This is a genomic window from Peristeroidobacter agariperforans (genome assembly GCF_004138335.1).
GTDB classification, from domain to species: domain Bacteria; phylum Pseudomonadota; class Gammaproteobacteria; order Steroidobacterales; family Steroidobacteraceae; genus Steroidobacter; species Steroidobacter agariperforans.
Map to the genome: position 1 here is coordinate 315,116 of NZ_RYFW01000001.1, position 17,797 is coordinate 332,912.

Sequence of the window (17,797 nt, forward strand, 5' to 3'; positions counted from 1 at the left end):
TCGTTAGCAACTCCGTCACAGTCCTAGCATCGAGGCCGGTCACCTTCGAAGAACAACGACGGTCGGATGCAGAGGTCAGATGTGAACGCGGTGGCAGAAACGATGATGCAGGAGCCCGAACCCCGCCCTGTCCGCGCACGCGCAGAACATATATCCCTCGACACGGGTCACGACGACGACAGCCTCATCGCGCCCAAGAAGCGCCCGCACCGCCCGACGCGCATGAGCTATACGCTCGCCAGCAAACTGCGCGGCTGTTCTACGCAACTGGGCCTGCTCGACGAACATTTCCTGGCCGTGCAGCTCACGCGCCCCGACATCGAGCCGTGCAAATACGATTTCGATCTGCGTTTCGCCAATGCAAAGCCGGTGATCGTGCGTCACATCGCCTGGTTCTGGCTGGCGCTCGCGATCAGCCTGGCGGGGCTCGCCACTTGCGCGCTGTGGATGCTATGGCCGAAGAGCGGGACCGAGTGGATCCACCCCGTGCCGCTGACTGCAGTGGCCGCACTGCTCGCCTCGCTTGGCTCGGCGCTGATGTTTCTACGGCGCACCACCGAATCGCTCGAGTTCACCAGCGTTCACGGCGGCGTGACCTTGGTGAGCGTGACCGGCGCAATCGGCAGTGCGCGCGAAGGCAAGAAATTCTTCGTCGAGCTCATCAAGAGCATCAACGCGGCGAAGGCCGCACGGCCGCAGCCGCCTCATCAATTCCTGCGGGATGAAATGCGTGAGCATCATCGGCTGCGCGAGTTAGGCGTGCTGACCGAAGACCAGTACGAAACGAGCAAGTCGCGAATACTCGCGTCGCATTAAGTCGGCGCGCGCAGGGCGAAGCGCTCGACATCGATCTCCGCTCGCAGCGGCAGATGATCCGATGCTCGTTTGGCGAGCGGCGTGCTGTGCGCTTTCACTGAAACGATGGCGTGCACCGGCCGCACCCAGATCCTGGTCAGCGCCAGGAACGGCCAGAACGAAGGAAACTCCGGCGGCGCCAGCGCTTCACCCAGAATCTTGTGCGCGTCTCGCAGCGTGCCCGCGCTTGGAAACCATTCATTCATGTCGCCGAGCACGACAGTGGGATGCTCGGGCGGTGACGCTGCGATTGCCGCCAGTAACTGCCGCCATTGAAAGCGACGCTCCGATCGGCTGAGTCCAAGATGCGTGGCGATCACACGCAGCGCGCGACCGCCGACATCCAATTCGACATCGATTGCACCGCGCGGCTCCAACCATTTGCCGTAACTCAGATCATGTCGGTGCACGCTGATGACGGGGAACCGCGTCAGCAACGCGTTGCCGTACTCGCCGCTGTGGCGCACGATGCGCAGCCCGGGAATGGCGGCCATGTGCATCGCTTCGGATAGATATTCGAGCTGCTGCGAGTCCTCCTCATCGCCGGGCTCGTTGTCGACTTCCTGCAGCGCATAGATGTCGCAATTCAACTCTCTGAGCACGTCGGCGATGCGCGAAGGCGAGCGGCGCCGATCGAGCCCCACGCAGCTGTGAATGTTGTACGAGCCGATGGAAATCCGGCGCACGCCGGGCGCGGGCGCCTCAGCTGCCTCGGCCGGGACTTCGGCATCAGACAGTGCGCGGGTCGCTGACGCCATGTCGTGAGGACGTCGAGGCTGCCGATAGCAGCCAGCGCCGCACCAGCCAGGTGGCGCCGCCGAGCAGAATCAGCACGAACGCGATCGCCCAATAGTTGATGCGGCGAGGATCATCGAGCCAGGTCGAGAGCTGGTCGCCGAACACCGTCGAGGTGAGCGTGCCTGGCAGGATACCGATCGCCGTCCCTAGCATGAACTCCCACAGGCGCATGCGGATCGCGCCGGCAACCACCCCTTCGACGGCGAAGGGCGCCAGCGGCACCAGCCTCAGCGCCGTCATCGCCAGCAGGCCGCGACGGCGCAACACCTGCAGAATCTTGTCCAGCTTCGCACCGGCCATGCGTCGCACGGTACCGGGATCGAGCCGCTTGCCCGCAACGTACGACGACCATGCGGCGACTTGAATGCCGGTCATGGCAATGACGAAACCCCAGATGGGCCCGTACGCAATGACAGCAAACAACGTGATGAGCGGTCTTGGAAACATCACATACGAGGCTGGCGTGAACGCGAGCACGGTCAGGATCGGCACCCACCAGGTCTGGCCGACATCCCGGGCCCAGCCCATGATGCGATTGCCTTCGAGATACACGTGCAGCGGCGTGAACTTCCACAACGCGGTCAGTGCGATCACGACCGCCGCCATGGCGGCGATCTTTCCCCACGCGGGGCCACTTGTACCGAGCGCCTCCGACGGCTCGTTCGCCTCCGAACGATTGGTCACGAACGCGCCAGGATGGGCGTCCGCCATGCTCGCCTCCGGGCTGCGTGGACTGAAAATCTGCGCCAGGTCCGCGAGACCGACCGGCTTCTCCGGATCGGCGACGCTGATGACATTCAGCAGCGTCTCGGAAACCTGCGGCAATTCATTCAGCGGCTTCAGCGTGCGATCGTCACGATGCAGCTGGTCGATCGCGTCACGCAGGTTGCCGGTGTTCGCGACCGCTTCACTCACCTGCTGCACATCAAAGCCCAGGTGTTCCGCCAGCAGCAACGAACGCAGACCGCAGATCTGCTGTTGTATGTCCTTGCGACCGCGTGCCTCGATGGTCAGGTCGCACTCGGTATCCATACCCATGGAACGATTGGCGAGATTCGCGGAGCCGATCCGCACCATGTCGTCGTCGATCACGATCATCTTGGAGTGAACGTCGATGCAGGTGCCTTCCTTCAACCCGGCAATGAAGGGATAGCAGGCGCGGAAACGATTGTATTTATCGGCGTCGCGCAGCTTCTGGACCAGGCGCGTACGCAGCGTCTGCATGGTGAGCTCTTCCAGCCAGCCATGACTCAGCTCGCGCAATACGACGATGATCTCAGGACCGTCGGGCTCGGCGAGCCGGGCAGCCAGTGCATCGCCGACCTTATCGGCTGTGAAATACTGGTTCTCGATATAGATGCTGTTCCTGGCGGCAGCGATCATGTCGAGATACAGGGACTCGATTTCTCTTATGCCGGGATCGCCGTTGACCGCGGGCGCGGTGCGCGAAATGCCAACCTCCACCTCGCTGAGATGCGCATTCAGCGACTGCGGCCAGCGGGATGTTTTCATTTCCTCCGCCGCAGCTCTGCGGCGGAACACACGCCGCTGCGCCGCTGGCGGCTGCAACACCTCGCCCGTCGCCTTGCGCCAGCGTTCGCGCACGATATCGCCCAACGACCCCGCAACGTCGCCTTCGACCGCCATCATCAAGTCGTGAAACGGCGGATAGGCGGTTCCTTTCACGTGTCGATGCTCGTTGTCGGGCGAGTGATCGTTGGTGTCCCAGCGTCGACAGGTCAGATCGATGCCGCCGTTGAAGGCAACCGCATCGTCGATCACGACGATCTTCTGGTGATGCGAGCCGCCGGTGGGATGCGTGTTGTCATAGCGAAAATGCACGCGCCGGTGCGGCTTCCAGCCCAGGCCGTAGAACGGCGCCCACTCGCGATCCAGTCCGAAAATCACCGGGTAGTCCCAGATCAGGATGTGGATGTGCAGGTGTCGGTTACGACGCGCCAGACCGTTCAAGAAATCGCCCAGCTCCAGCTCGCAATCCTGCCGATCACGGCACAGCAGGCGCGTGCGGCTGTGGAAATCCCAGCCCGAGATCAGGATGGATCGCTTCGCCTTGCGCGCGGCTTCCACGAAGGCGCGGAAGTAATCGTCGCCGTCGACCAGAAACGCCGCACGCTGCGCCTTCTCCACGCGCCAGCAATTGCGGCCGGGCTGGAGCAAAGTCGATGGAGCAGCGGGCAAGGTCATGATCGCTGGCGGGGTTGGCAAAAATGGCAAAAGGGTGCGATGTCGGCGAAACGCTCGCACCATGCGGCCGGTTCCGAAGAGGAGGCTGCGGGCGATCAATAACCGCGTGTTACGTCGACCACCGACAGCATTTTGCCGCCCGCCGAATAACGCTGCAGATTCTCGCGCACGACCGCCAGCGGCGCGCCACTGCCCAGATCCGAGTCGGCCGACACGTGCGGCGTGATGATCAGATTCGGCGCCTTCCACAGCGGATGCCCTGCAGGCAGCGGCTCGGGGTCGGTGACATCGAGCGCGGCGCCCGCAATCTTCTTGTTGTTGAGCGCGTCGACCAGGTCCGATGTCACCACACTGCCGCCGCGCGCAATGTTGATGAAGTACGCCGTCGGCTTCATCTTTCCGAAGAAGGCCGCATCGAAGATTCCTTTGGTCTGCGGCGTGAGCGGCGCGGTGTTCACGACGAAATCGGCTTCGGCGGCCAGCTTGGGCAATTCATCCGATAGACCGACGTAGCTCACGAAGTCAGGACCGGTGCGGCCGCTATTGCGGGTCGCTGTGACCTTCATGCCAAGCGCATGCGCTCGCTGGGCTACTTCGCTGCCAATGCCCCCGAGACCGACGACCAGCATCGTCTTGCCGTCGACGGTGGTCGCGCGGCCCGGTGGCAGGCGCGAAATCCATTGGCCTTGCGCTTGCGCGGGAATGTACACATCGAGACCGCGCGTGAGCGCCAATGTCATCGCGATCACATGCTCGGCAATGATCGGGCCGGCGATGCGCTGCATGTTGGTGACCAGGATGTTTCTTTCTTTGATCGCCGGAATGGCGACGCAGTTCTCGACACCTGCGGTCACCAGCTGAATCCATTGAATGGCTTTGCCGGCACTGAGGGTTTCGGCGTCGCAGACACCGATGGTGGCGTCGATGCTCGCGATCTTCGCTTTGGCCTCGGGCGTGCCTGCGACGATGAATTCAACCTCCGGCGCCGCGGCTTTCAGCTCCGCACCGAGCCGCGACCCCATACCGCCGACCAGGATGCGCTTGGGTTTGCGCCAGCCTTTGCGCTCCTTCACCGGAGTGTCGGCCTCTTGCAGATCGTAACGCTCGATCACATTGGCAGCGGAGCTCTCCGCCGCCTCGAGCGACGCTCCGAGTAACACCGACGCACAAGCGGCAGCCACCAGCCAGCGACACTTCATCCGAATCCTCCGCGGAATTGTCTATCGATCAGGCCACGCCGTGCTGCTTGAACCACGCCAGCGCCTTTTTCCAGGCTTCCCTGGCATCGGCCTCGACGTACGAAGGTCGATAGTCGGCGAAGAATGCATGCGGCGAATCCGGGAACACGACGATCTCCGAGGGCACCTTGGCCTTCTTCAACGCCGTCCGCATCTGCTCGACGGTATCGAGCGGAATGCCTTGATCCTTCCCGCCGTACAGGCCAAGCACCGGCGCCCGCAAATCAGCCGCGATATTGACCGGATGCTTCGGTTGATTCTCGGTGGGATCGCCGACCAGCCGGCCGTACCACGCCACACCTGCCTTGAGCTGCTTGCTGTGCGCCGCGTACAGCCACACGATGCGGCCGCCCCAACAAAACCCGGTGACGCCGAGCTTCGCCACATCGCCCTTGCCCGACTTCTGCGCGAAGTCGACAGTTGCATCCAGATCCCCCATCACCTGCTCGTCCGGCACCTTGGCGACGATGGGACGAATCTCGTCGATGGACTTGAGCTTGGAAACATCGCCCTGGCGGTAATACAGCTCGGGCGCGATGGCGAAGTAGCCCTGCTTGGCGAAGCGACGGCAAATATCCTTGATGTGTTCGTGCACGCCGAAGATTTCCTGCACGACCAGGATGACCGGGAACGGTCCGCCCTTGGACGGCATGGCGCGATAGCCCGGAACGGTCTGGTCGCCCACTGGAATTTTTACGTCGCCCGCCTCCAGGCCGGTGGCGTCGGTCGTGATGGTCGCTGCGCCGATCGGCTGCACGGCGAGCGCGAAACCAGCGGCGGCCAGGCTGCTCGCCATCATGTGACGGCGGTTCAGCTCCATGCGCGAGAACACGTTGGCGATATCGGTCTGCAGATCCCGGCTCATGACGCATCCCCTGTTTCGATGAAGGCAGGCGTCGGAGTGTAGCGACGCGCCTTCGGCCTGCAAAGAATCGGTGCTGTTACGCGCCCGCGCGAAAGTCAACAAACCCGGACCGTCGAGACTGCCTGCGACGCGCGCCGCAACGACCCGCAATTGACTCCGCAATGACTCGTTCGAGCACCGAATAAGTTCGCTGATTTTCTTGAAAACGAGTCGCGCACGTTGCGTCGTTCATGTCTCGCATTGGCTCGAATGGCAATAATTTCCATGTTGACAGCGTTGGCCAATTGCCCCATGTTCGCGCCCGCTCGAACAAAGGAATGTCTCTCAGGGGGTCGTATCATGGAAGGACGACAAAGGTCCGAAGGACCTGCTGCGCGCTGGTTTTTTGCCCTGCTGCTGATCTGCAGTGTCGGGCTCACCTCACAAGCATTCGCTCAGGCAGCTGGCTGCCAGGTCACTTACACCAAGAGTTGGGAGGGCGGCACCGGCTTCGGCGCCAACATCGCCATCCTGAATACCGGTCCGGCGATCACCAACGGCTGGACGCTGCAATTCACGTTCGCCAACGGCGAGCGCATCCAGAACGGCTGGCCCGTAACGTTCTCGCAGCCTGCCGGCAGCGCTCAGGTCACGGTGTCGAGCAACGCGTCGTGGAATCAGAGCATCGGCAGCGGTGCGACCTTTACTGCCGGTTTCAACGGCACGTTCTCGACCACGAATTCGACACCGACCGGCTTTACGCTGAACGGCACGGCGTGCAACGGCGGTGGCACCGGCAATACCGCGCCCATCGTCAGTTTGACCAGCCCGACCAGCGCTCAAACATTTCCTGCCGGCTCCTCAGTCACGCTCGCAGCAAACGCAAGCGATCCAGGCGGCGCGGTGAGTCGCGTCGAGTTCCGGGTCGACGGCAACCTCGTGAATACGGACACCAGCTCACCGTACAGCTTCAATGTGAGCGGCCTCGCTTCCGGCAGTCACACCGCGCAAGCCACCGCATTCGACAACGGCTCGCCCGCGCTGAGCACGGCAACGGCTGCTGTGCCATTCACGATTCAAGGCACCGTCCAGCCCGCGATCACAGCAAGCCCCGCGTCGCTGACCGTCTCAGGCGGTGCAAGCGGGACGGCAACGCTGCGACTCAACGCTGCGCCGACGAGCAACCTTTCAGTCTCTCTCACCCGCTCGGGCAGCACGGCGATCACCGCCAGTCCGACGACGATCACGTTCACCAATAGCAACTGGCAAAGCGGTGTGACGGTGACGTTTAGCGCGGCCAGTGGCACAGCTGCCGCAACCTCGACGTTCACCGCCGCAGCGACTGGCTACACGTCGGCAACCGTAGCTGTAACACGCAGCGGTGTCGTGACCGGCCGCGTCGACAATCCTTATCTCAGCTCCGGTGTTTATAACAATCCGCAGTGGCGTGCGAATGCCGCCGCATCCGGCGGCAGTGCCATCGCCATGCAGCCCACCGGTGTGTGGATGGATCGCATCAGCGCGATCACTGGCAACAACAGTCCGACCACCGGCAGCATGGGCTTGGTCGATCACCTGAACGAAGCGCTCACGCAGGATCAAGCGAACGGCGCTACGCCGATGGTCATCCAGATCGTGATCTACAACCTGCCTGGTCGCGACTGCTCCGCGCTCGCCTCTAACGGTGAGCTCGGACCCAACGATCTGCCGCGCTACAAGGCGGAGTACGTCGACCCGATCGCAGCCATCCTGCGACGGCCCGAGTACGCAAACCTGCGCATCGTGTTGATCATCGAGATCGATTCGCTACCGAACCTGGTGACCAACGTGACGAGCCGCCCCACCGGCACCGCGCAATGTGACACGATGCTGCAGAATCGCGGCTACGTCGACGGCGTCGGCTACGCGCTCGCGACCTTCGGCGCCATCCCGAATGTTTATAACTATGTCGATGCCGGCCACCATGGCTGGCTGGGCTGGGACACGAACTTCGGCCCGACCGTCGACATGATGCGCACGGCGGCCACCGCTTCCGGCAGCACGCTCGCGAACGTGCACGGCTTCATCACCAACACCGCGAACACCTCGGCGTTGCAGGAGCCGTACATCGTCGTCGACAGCACCACGCGTCCGTCGACCTGGATCGACTGGAATCAATTCAACGATGAGCTGACGTACGCCCAAGCGTTCCGCCAGCGCGCGGTCCAGGCCGGATTCGACGCCAACATCGGCATGCTGATCGACACCTCGCGCAATGGCTGGGGCGGCCCGAATCGACCGACCGGCCCGAGCACCGCCGCCGATCTCAACACTCGCATCAACGCGTCGCGCATCGATCGCCGCATCCACAAGGGCAACTGGTGCAATCCAAGTGGCGCCGGTCTGGGTGAGCGTCCGCGGGCAGCGCCTGCATCCGGCATCGATGCGTACGTCTGGATCAAGCCGCCCGGCGAGTCCGACGGCGCGAGCGAGGAAATTCCCAACGACGAAGGCAAGGGCTTCGACCGTATGTGCGACCCGACGTACGGCGGCAACCCACGCAACAACAACAACATGACAGGCGCGCTGCCGAATGCGCCGCTGTCCGGGCACTGGTTCCCGGCGCAATTCCAGCAGTTGCTGCAGAACGCCTATCCGCCACTTTAGGAAACAAAGCTTCAGACCCGGCATCGCCTCGTGCGCCGGGTCTGATCCGACAAGCGAGGGGGACTTCAGATGTTCAACGGAGGATGTATGAAGCTCGACGCGTTACGGACGATGCTGCTCGCAGGGCTGCTGATGATGATCGGCGGCGCTTACGGGCACGGACTGATTCAAGACCCGCCATCGCGCAACTGGTTCTGCGGCGCGATTACCAAACCCGATCAAGTTGCCAACGGCACGGCGCAGTATCCAGTTTGCGGCCAGGCATTCACGGCCACCGGCGTCGATCCCAATGCCGGTTATAGCTTCATGAGCGTGCTCACGCACACGACCGGCCGCGCCGGCGTCGGCGTGCGCTCGAACGTTTGCAGCTTCAACTCGGAAACCTGGAATGGCAACGCAACCCCGTGGGATCAGCCGATCAACTGGCCGACGGTGCCGATGACGGCCGGGTCGAAGACCTTCACCTGGAACATCTCGTGGGGCCCGCACTTCTCGGACACGCAGGAGTTCCGCTACTGGATCACCAAGCCCAGCTTCGTGTTCCAGACCGGCAGAGTGCTGTCGTTCAGCGATTTCGAGGATGCGCCGTTCTGCGTGCTCAACTACAACGACGCGACACCGAACGCCAATCCTGATGTGATTCCCAACCCGGGCGCCGCGACCTTCCAAACGCGTTGCAACGTTCCGTCGCGCACCGGCCGGCATGTGATCTACGCCGAGTGGGGGCGCAACCAGTGGACGTACGAACGTTTCCACGGCTGCATCGACGCCATGTTCCAAGGCGGCAATACACCGACCCTCGATGCGCAGATCGCTCTGTCACCCGACGTAGCCGAGTTCCAGGGCGCTGGCTCGATCACGCTCGACGGGCGCAGCTCGACCGGATCGAACCTGAGCTATCAATGGAGCGTCAGCTCGCAGAACCCGTCGCTCTACACGCTCACCAACGCCACGCAGTCGGTCGCGACTCTGACGTTGGGGAATCCGCAGGCATCCGCGAACGTCACCGTTTCACTGGTCGTGTCGGGCGGCGGCTCTTCCGATAGCGCGACCCGCACGTTCGTCCATGCGCCTGCGGTCGCGTCGCAGTGGTTCGATCTCGGTCCGCTGACTTCCGAGTCGCGCACGCTCACGGTCGGCGATCGTGTTTCCGTCCGCACCGTCAACGGCAGCGGTCAAGACGCATACTGGCCAACGAGCCCGTTAGTCATCACGTCGTCCAACGCCGCAGCCACTGCCTGGCCACTGGCGCTGGCGCAAGCGGTCAATGCTGCGAACGGCGCGGTGCGCGTCGGCGTGCTCAATGCCCAGAGTCAGGTTGTCCCTCAGCAGAGCGCGACTGCCAATCGCGTGTACGCACTGACTTCAGCGGACATCTCGAGCGCGTTCCTGCAAGTCACGCCGGCGACTACGGGCAACGGCGGAGTGACAGTGACCCCGGCCGTCGCCGCCAACAGCCCGTATTACAACGAGCTGCAGCTGCGCCTGGCCAACACGGCGTCGGTCACCGCGCTGTCGGCGACGATCGTCGTGCAGAGGACCACGGGCGTCAGCGTCAGCGGTCAATACAACACGCTCGGCAGCCAGGTCCAGCAGAGCAACTCGAGCACGAGCTCGGCCATCACTTATCAGTACACGCTCGCTTCGGGGGTCACGCTCAGTCCTGGAACGAATCGCACCTTGGCCGCGCAGTTCGGCGGCACGGGCACGGCTCATCCCACCACTGGCGACACCTGGACGGTGACCTACACCAGCGGCGGCACGCAGTACACGCAAACCGGCACGTTCTGACGCAAGCAACACGGAGGAGATCATGCTTCGTTCACATGCTCATGTTCGGGATCCAGCGCTATGGCGCTGGATCCTATCGTTCATCCTGTTGGCCCTTTGTTATCTGGCCGCGTCGCCCGGCGCATTCGCGCAGGCCGCCGGGTGCCAGATCACTTATACAAAGAGTTGGGAAGGCGGTAATGGCTACGGCGCCAACATCGCCATTCTCAACACCGGCCCGACGGTCTCGAACTGGACGCTGGTATTCACATTCCAGAACGGCGAGCGCATCCAGAACGGCTGGCCGGTGTCATTCTCGCAGCCTGCCGGCAGCGCGCAGGTGACGGTGACGAGCAACGCGGCGTGGCAAAACATCGGCAACGGCGCGACGTTCACCATCGGCTTCAACGGAACGTTCACCACGACGAACGCCGCACCGAGCGGCTTCACGTTGAACGGCACTGCCTGCACGGGCGGCGGCACTGGCAACACGGCTCCGACCATCAGCTTGACGAGCCCGACCAGCGGACAAACCTTCCCTTCGGGTTCGACCGTCCCGCTCTCCGCGACGGCTAGCGATCCGGGCGGCGCCGTTACTCGCGTTGAGTTCCGTGTCGATGGCAACCTCGTGGGCACCGACACGAGCTCGCCCTACAGCTTCAATGCGACGGGCCTCGCCTCGGGCAACCACACTGCGCAAGCCACTGCGTTCGACAACGGCTCGCCCTCGTTGAGTACGGCAACTGCAGCGGTGCCGTTCACGATTCAGGGAACGCCGACGCTGTCGATCACCGCGACTCCCAGCACGTTGTCGCTGGCGGGCGGCACGAGCGGCACGTCGTCGATCCGCTTGAGTGCGGCTCCCACGAGCTCAGTACCAGTGACGATCACGCGCTCTGGCAGCACGGCGATCACGCACTCGCCCACCAGCGTCACGCTCACCAGCTCGAACTGGAACACTGGCGTCAATGTGACTTTCACCGCGGCTGCGGGAACGGGCACGGCGACGTCGACGTTCACAGCGGCTGCGTCGGGTTACACCTCGGCGACGATCACCGCCACGCGCACGACGAGCCCTGGCGGCGCAGTGTTCCGAGTCGATCCGACCGGCCGCATCACCAAGAACGGCACGGCGTTCCCGGTCCGCTGTGGATCCTGGTTCGGTCTGGAAGGACGTCATGAGCCTTCCGACGATCCCACCAATCCGAGCGGCGCGCCGATGGAGCAATACATCGGCAACACCTTCTGGGCGAACGGCGGCGCGGGCACCGGCCGCACGATTCAACAGACGATGACCGAGATCAGCGGCATGGGCATCAACGTCATCCGCTTGCCGGTCGTGCCGCAGACCCTCAACGCCAATGACCCGCAGGGCCGCGACCCGTACCTGAAGAATCATTCATCGGTGCGCGTCGCCAACTCGCGGCTGGCGCTGGAGCAGTTCATCCAGGCGGCGGACCAAAACAACATCGAGATCATGCTCGACGTGCACTCCTGCTCCAACTATGTCGGCTGGAGAAAGGGCCGCCTCGACGCACGCCCACCTTGGGTCGACGCCACTCGCGACAACTACGACTTCACGCGCGAGAACTATTCCTGCGCGGCCAGCGGCAACCCGAGCACGGTGACCACGACGCATCCGTACAACCAGACGCTGTGGCTGGACAACCTGCGCACACTGGCCGGGCTCGGCACGCAACTGGGCGTCGATAACATCATCGGCATCGACATTTTCAACGAGCCGCACGACTACACGTGGGCCGAGTGGAAGTCGCTGGTCGAGTCCGCTTACACGGCGATCAACGCAGTGAACCCGAACACGCTGCTGTTCGTGCAGGGCATCGGCACGGTCGCGGGCACGCAGGACGGCACGCCGAACACAACCACGGACATACCGCACGGCGCGGCGGCGTCCAATCCGAACTGGGGCGAGAATCTGTTCGAGGCCGGCAGCAATCCGATCAATATTCCCAAAGAGCGGCTGGTGTTCTCACCGCACACCTATGGTCCGTCGGTGTTCGTGCAGCGAATGTTCATGGACCCGGCACAGCCACAATGCGCCGGCCTGGAAGGCGATGAGGCGGGCGATGCGAACTGCAACATCGTGATCAACTCGACGCAGCTCGCGGCCGGCTGGGAAGAGCACTTCGGCTATCTCAAACAGCAGGGCTACGCCATCGTGGTCGGGGAATTCGGCGGCAATCTGGATTGGCCGCAGGGGCAGGCCAGCATCCGCGATCGGGATCGCTGGAGCCACATCACCCCGGGTGTGGACGCGCAATGGCAGGACGCGTTCGTGAACTATATGGTGAGCAAGAATATCGAGGGGTGCTACTGGTCGATCAATCCGGAGTCGGGCGATACGGCGGGCTGGTATGGCCACGCGTATGACCCGGTGTCGAACGAAGCCGGGTGGGGCCAGTGGCAGAACTTCGATCAGCGCAAGACGAATCTGCTGAATCGCCTGTGGGGTCGTTGACAATAAAGAGGTTCTTCCAGGGATAGGAAGAGCACAGGGATCGTGCAAGCCACGCCTCGGCATAACGCCGAGGCGTGAGCTCTTCGAGCCCGGTTACACGAGCACGCGCTCAATCCCGCCAGCGTTCGCCTTCTGCACATACTCGGGCAGCCAATTCTCACCGAGCACATGCTTGGCAATCTCAACGACGATGTAATCCGCATCGACGTCCGCATCGTCGTTGTAACGCTTCAATCCCTGCATACACGACGGGCACGACGTCAAGATCTTCACGTCACCCTTGAAGCCGTCGGCGCGTAACTTCTCCGCGCCCTTCTTCATCTCGATTTCCTTGCGGAACCGAACCTGGGTCGCCACATCGGGGCGCGTCACGGCAAACGTGCCCGACTCGCCACAGCAGCGGTCGTTCTTCTCGATCTTGCCGTTGATCTGATCGTTGATCAGCGTGTTCACGACCTTCAAAGGATCGTAGCTCTTGATCGGCGTATGGCACGGGTCGTGATACATGTAGCGCACCCCCGTCACACCCTCGAGCTTCACGTTGCGCTCCATCAGGAACTCGTGGATGTCGATGATGCGGCAGCCCGGGAAGATCTCGTCGAATTTGTAACCCTGCAGCTGATCGAAACAGGTGCCGCAGCTGACCACCACCGTCTTGATGTCGAGGTAGTTCAGCGTGTTCGCGACGCGATGGAACAGCACGCGATTGTCCGTGATGATCTTCTCGGCCTTGTCGAACTGGCCCGCGCCTCGCTGCGGATAGCCACAGCAGAGATAGCCAGGCGGCAGCACCGTCTGCACGCCGACCTTCCACAGCATCGCCTGGGTCGCCAGGCCCACTTGCGAGAACAAACGTTCCGAGCCGCAGCCGGGGAAGTAGAACACCGCTTCCGAATCGCTGGTCGTACGCGCCGGATCGCGAATGATCGGCACGTAGTGACGATCCTCGATATCCAACAACGCGCGCGCCGTTTTCTTCGGCAGTCCGCCCGGCATCTTCTTGTTGACGAAGTGGACGACCTGTTCGCGTAGCGGCGGCTTGCCGGTCGTCGCAGGCGGACGCGCCGTCTGCGCATTACCCACCACCTTCAACGCGCGATTGGCCATGCGCTGCGCTTTGAAGCCCCATTCGAGCATCGCCGTGCGCGCGATCTTGATCGTCTGCGGATTCGTTGCGTTCAAGAAGAACATCGACGCCGCAGTGCCCGGATTGAAGCGCTTCTTGCCCATCCGGCGCAGCAGGTCGCGCATTGCCATCGATACGTCGCCGAAGTCGATGTTCACCGGGCACGGCTTCTCGCACTTGTGACAGACCGTGCAATGGTCGGCCACATCGGAGAACTCATCCCAGTGACGCAGCGACACGCCGCGACGCGTTTGCTCTTCGTACAGGAACGCTTCGATGAGCAGCGAGGTCGCCAGAATCTTGTTACGGGGCGAGTACAGCAAGTTCGCGCGCGGCACGTGCGTCGCGCACACCGGCTTGCACTTGCCACATCGCAAGCAGTCCTTGATCGCATCCGAGATCGAGTTGATGTCGGACTGCTGCATGATCAGGGACTCGTGTCCCATCAGGTTGAAGCTGGGCGTATACGCATTGCGCAGATCGCCGCCCGGCATCAGCTTGCCTTTGTTGAAGCGTCCGTCCGGATCGACGCGATCCTTGTAACGGCGGAACTCTTCGGTCTCGGCATCCGTCAGGAACTCGAGCTTGGTGATACCGATGCCGTGCTCGCCGGAGATCACGCCATTCAGGCCACGGGCGATTTCCATGATGCGCTCGACGGCGCGGTTCGCCGTCTGCAGCATCTCGTAGTCGTCCGAGTTCACCGGGATGTTGGTGTGCACGTTGCCGTCGCCGGCATGCATGTGCAGCGCGACCCACACGCGACCACGCAGCACGCGCTTGTGAATTTCCTCGACCGCTTCCAGGATCGGCAAGCACGCCCCACCGACGAATAGTCGACGCAGATGCGCGCGCACCTCCGTTTTCCACGACGTGCGCAGCGAACGATCCTGCACCAGATCGAAGACGCGAACGTTCGGCTCGCGATCGACCCGCCGCTCGAAGTCGGCGCGCAGCGGCGCGAAGCCGAGCGTCACCAACTGAGGCAGCGCTGCGCCCAGCGGCGTATCCAAATGTTCGGCCAGGTACGTCCAGCGCGCGAGCGTATCCGCGATGACTTGCTGTGCCTGGATCTGTCGGTCCCCGAGCAGCTCGGCTCGTGACACGCCAGAAAGGTCGGGATCGTCGACCTTGCCCAAGGGCAGCTCGGTTTCGAAGAAGTCCCGCAGCTCGCGGAGCATCTTGATCTTGTTGGCAAACGACAGCTCGATGTTGATGCGCTCGATGGCATCGGTGTAGTCGCCCATCCGATCCAACGGAATCACCACGTCTTCATTGATCTTGAAGGCGTTGGTGTGTTTGGCGATGGCGGCCGTGCGTGAGCGGTCCAGCCAGAACTTCTTGCGCGCATCGGGATTGACGGCAACGAAGCCTTCACCGGCGCGGCTGTTGGAAATACGCACGACTTCGGACGTCGCGCGCGCCACGGCATCTTCGTTGTCGCCAACGATGTCACCGAGCAGCACCATCTTCGGCAAGGCGCCCCGCTTGGACTTGGTCGCGTAGCCGACCGCCCGCAGATAGCGTTCGTCGAGATGCTCCAAGCCCGCGAGCTGCACGCCTGTCGTACGTGCCTCGTTGTCGAGGAACGTTTTGATCTCGACGATGGACGGAATCGCGTGACGAGCGTGGCCGAAGAACTCCAGACACACGGTGCGCGTATGCTTTGGCATGCGATGGAGGATCCAGCGAGCCGACGTGATCACGCCGTCGCAACCTTCCTTCTGCACGCCCGGCAAGCCGCCCAGGAATTTATCGGTGACGTCCTTGCCCAGACCTTCCTTACGGAACTTGCGACCTTCGATATCGACTCGCGCCGTACGCAACACACGCGCACGCTGCGGATTGTCGCGGCCGTCCTTCCAGGTCAGCTCGAACTTCGCGACTTCTACATCGTGAATCTTGCCGCGGTTGTGATCGAGGCGAGTGACTTCGAGCCAGTTGCCGTCGGGATCGACCATCCGCCACCAGATGAGATTGTCGACCGCCGTACCCCACAGCACCGCCTTCTTGCCGCCGGCATTCATCGCGACGTTGCCGCCAATGCAGGAAGCATCCGCAGACGTAGGATCGACAGCAAACACCAGGCCGGCGTGCTCGGCCGCATCGGAGACGCGACGAGTGACGACGCCGGCGCCGCTGAAGATCGTCGGCACCTTCGCATCGGGCGTGCTCGCGCCTGGAATATCGATGATGTCGATCGGATCCAGCTGCTCCAACTTCTCCGTGTTGATCACGGCTGCGAGCGGCGTGAGCGGAATCGCGCCGCCCGTGTAACCAGTGCCGCCGCCGCGGGGGATGATCGTGAGACCGAGCTCGATGCAATCGCGCACCAGCGCGGGAATCTCTGCCTCGGTGTCCGGCGACAACACGAGGAACGGATATTCGATACGCCAGTCGGTCGCGTCCGTCACGTGCGAAACGCGTGCAAACGCATCGAAGCGAATGTTGTCTTCGCGCGTGTGACGCTCGAGCAGACGGCGCGCGCGCTTGCGAAGTTGCACGAAGCGATCGAAATCGTTTGCGAACGATTCGACCGCACGACGCGCCGCCTGCAACAGCTCGCCCACCTTGCGATCGCGCTCCGGATCGGAAACATCGCGACGACGCTCGATCTCGTTGAGGCGGTGATGCAGAGCTTCGATCAACAGGCGGCGACGCTTGGGGTTGTCGACCAGGTCGTCCTGCAGGTACGGATTACGCTGCACGACCCAGATGTCGCCCAGCACCTCGTACAACATGCGCGCCGAGCGGCCGGTCCGGCGCTCGCTGCGCAGTTCGTCGAGAATGGTCCACAACGACTCGCCCAACAGGCGGATCACGATTTCGCGGTCCGAGAACGAGGTGTAGTTGTAAGGGATTTCGCGCAGACGAGCGGCCGGGCCCGCAACGGCGGCATCCGGCTCCGTAACAGCAATCGGTAGGGACAAGTTGCGCAAGGTAGTAAGGCTAGGAGCCGTAAGCGAGGTATGGACCGTGATTGTACGCGGTTACAGTCCGGTCCAAGAAGGCAGAAATCAACGATAAGCCCTTGATCTCGCCAATCCTTTATATTCCCCAAACCAAACTGCATAAGGCCACGGCAGCTGTACCCGCCATGAATACCCATCTGACCGTCCTCGAAGCCCGCTTGATCGGCAGCCTGATCGAGAAGGCCATCACGACGCCCGATCAATATCCGCTGTCGCTGAATGCCCTGACCAACGCCTGCAATCAGAAGAGCAATCGCGAGCCGGTGCTGAGCCTGGACGAGCGCACCGTGCAGGAAAGTGTCGAGGGCCTGGTGAAGAAGCACCTGGTGCTGGAAAAATCAGGCTTTGGCAGCCGTGTTCCCAAGTACCAGCACCGCTTCTGCAATACTGGCTTCGGCTCCTTCGAGTTCACGCCGGTGCAGACCGCGATCGTTTGTGAGCTGTTGCTGCGAGGACCGCAAACGCCGGGCGAGCTGCGCACGCGCGTGCCACGCATGGCTCAGCTGAGCGACCCCGCGGAGATCGACTCGGCGCTCGAAGACCTCGCGACACGCCCCGATGGTCCTTTCGTAAAGCAGCTGCCGCGCGAGCCCGGCCGTCGCGATTCGCGTTATGCACATTTGTTCAGTGGTGAGGACGCGATTCCTGCGCCCCCTGCCGACACCGAGCGCAACGATGAAGCCCAGCCAAACGCCGCGACCTCCGACGCCCGGCATTCCTTGCAGTCGCGCGTCGTTGCTCTCGAAGAGCAGGTCGCTGCCCTACGTCAGGAATTGGAAGAACTACGCAGTAGCATTAAGTCCTCGTAATAGAGCGGCTTGAGCGCAAACTTTGGCTGGGGAGGGGCGTCTTACTGGCATTGCA

General features: G+C 62.7%; 10 protein-coding genes and 1 pseudogene. 6 read left to right on the forward strand and 5 right to left on the reverse strand.

Features of this window, described 5'->3' with window-relative positions; translation table 11 throughout:
- Window positions 1–66: 66 nt before the first annotated feature.
- Window positions 67–816: a hypothetical protein gene (locus tag EK373_RS01415; protein ID WP_129640967.1), complete on the forward strand. Its 750-nt coding sequence runs from the start codon at window positions 67–69 to the stop codon at window positions 814–816.
- Here EK373_RS01415 and EK373_RS01420 read toward each other — a convergent pair.
- From EK373_RS01420 to EK373_RS01435, 4 genes are all read right to left on the reverse strand, one after another.
- Window positions 813–1,613, reverse strand: a complete 801-nt coding sequence (locus EK373_RS01420; protein ID WP_129640968.1) for an endonuclease/exonuclease/phosphatase family protein — start codon at window positions 1,611–1,613, stop codon at window positions 813–815. The two genes, EK373_RS01415 and EK373_RS01420, sit on opposite strands and share 4 nt — an antisense overlap.
- Window positions 1,585–3,858 carry a VTT domain-containing protein gene (locus EK373_RS01425; protein WP_129640969.1) on the reverse strand — a complete coding sequence of 758 codons (2,274 nt, stop codon included), beginning with the start codon at window positions 3,856–3,858 and terminating at the stop codon, window positions 1,585–1,587. The genes EK373_RS01420 and EK373_RS01425 overlap by 29 nt, the downstream gene beginning before the upstream one ends.
- 95 nt (window positions 3,859–3,953) lie before the next feature.
- On the reverse strand, window positions 3,954–5,057 hold the full coding sequence (locus tag EK373_RS01430) for a D-2-hydroxyacid dehydrogenase (protein WP_129640970.1): 1,104 nt from the start codon (window positions 5,055–5,057) through the stop codon (window positions 3,954–3,956).
- A gap of 28 nt (window positions 5,058–5,085) precedes the next feature.
- Window positions 5,086–5,961: a dienelactone hydrolase family protein gene (locus EK373_RS01435; RefSeq protein ID WP_198683004.1), complete on the reverse strand. Its 876-nt coding sequence runs from the start codon at window positions 5,959–5,961 to the stop codon at window positions 5,086–5,088.
- 339 nt (window positions 5,962–6,300) lie between these two features.
- Between EK373_RS01435 and EK373_RS34160 the strand changes: the two are divergent.
- The 4 genes and pseudogenes from EK373_RS34160 to EK373_RS01450 form a co-directional block, all read left to right on the forward strand.
- Window positions 6,301–6,708 (forward strand): annotated as a pseudogene (locus tag EK373_RS34160) (cellulose binding domain-containing protein); the annotation flags it as partial.
- Between the two features lie 51 nt (window positions 6,709–6,759).
- On the forward strand, window positions 6,760–8,586 hold the full coding sequence (locus tag EK373_RS01440; RefSeq protein ID WP_407676180.1) for a glycoside hydrolase family 6 protein: 1,827 nt from the start codon (window positions 6,760–6,762) through the stop codon (window positions 8,584–8,586).
- Window positions 8,587–8,673: 87 nt separating this feature from the next.
- Window positions 8,674–10,377 carry a lytic polysaccharide monooxygenase gene (locus EK373_RS01445; RefSeq protein WP_129640972.1) on the forward strand — a complete coding sequence of 568 codons (1,704 nt, stop codon included), beginning with the start codon at window positions 8,674–8,676 and terminating at the stop codon, window positions 10,375–10,377.
- 22 nt (window positions 10,378–10,399) lie between these two features.
- Window positions 10,400–12,835, forward strand: coding sequence for a cellulase family glycosylhydrolase (locus EK373_RS01450; RefSeq protein WP_129640973.1), 2,436 nt, complete (start codon window positions 10,400–10,402; stop codon window positions 12,833–12,835).
- A gap of 93 nt (window positions 12,836–12,928) precedes the next feature.
- On the opposite strand, the gene EK373_RS01455 is transcribed toward EK373_RS01450, so the two are convergent.
- Window positions 12,929–16,891, reverse strand: coding sequence for a DUF3683 domain-containing protein (locus EK373_RS01455; protein ID WP_407676181.1), 3,963 nt, complete (start codon window positions 16,889–16,891; stop codon window positions 12,929–12,931).
- Between the two features lie 167 nt (window positions 16,892–17,058).
- Here EK373_RS01455 and EK373_RS01460 point away from each other — a divergent pair, with 167 nt between their 5' ends.
- Window positions 17,059–17,742, forward strand: coding sequence for a YceH family protein (locus EK373_RS01460; protein WP_129640974.1), 684 nt, complete (start codon window positions 17,059–17,061; stop codon window positions 17,740–17,742).
- Window positions 17,743–17,797: the final 55 nt, after the last annotated feature.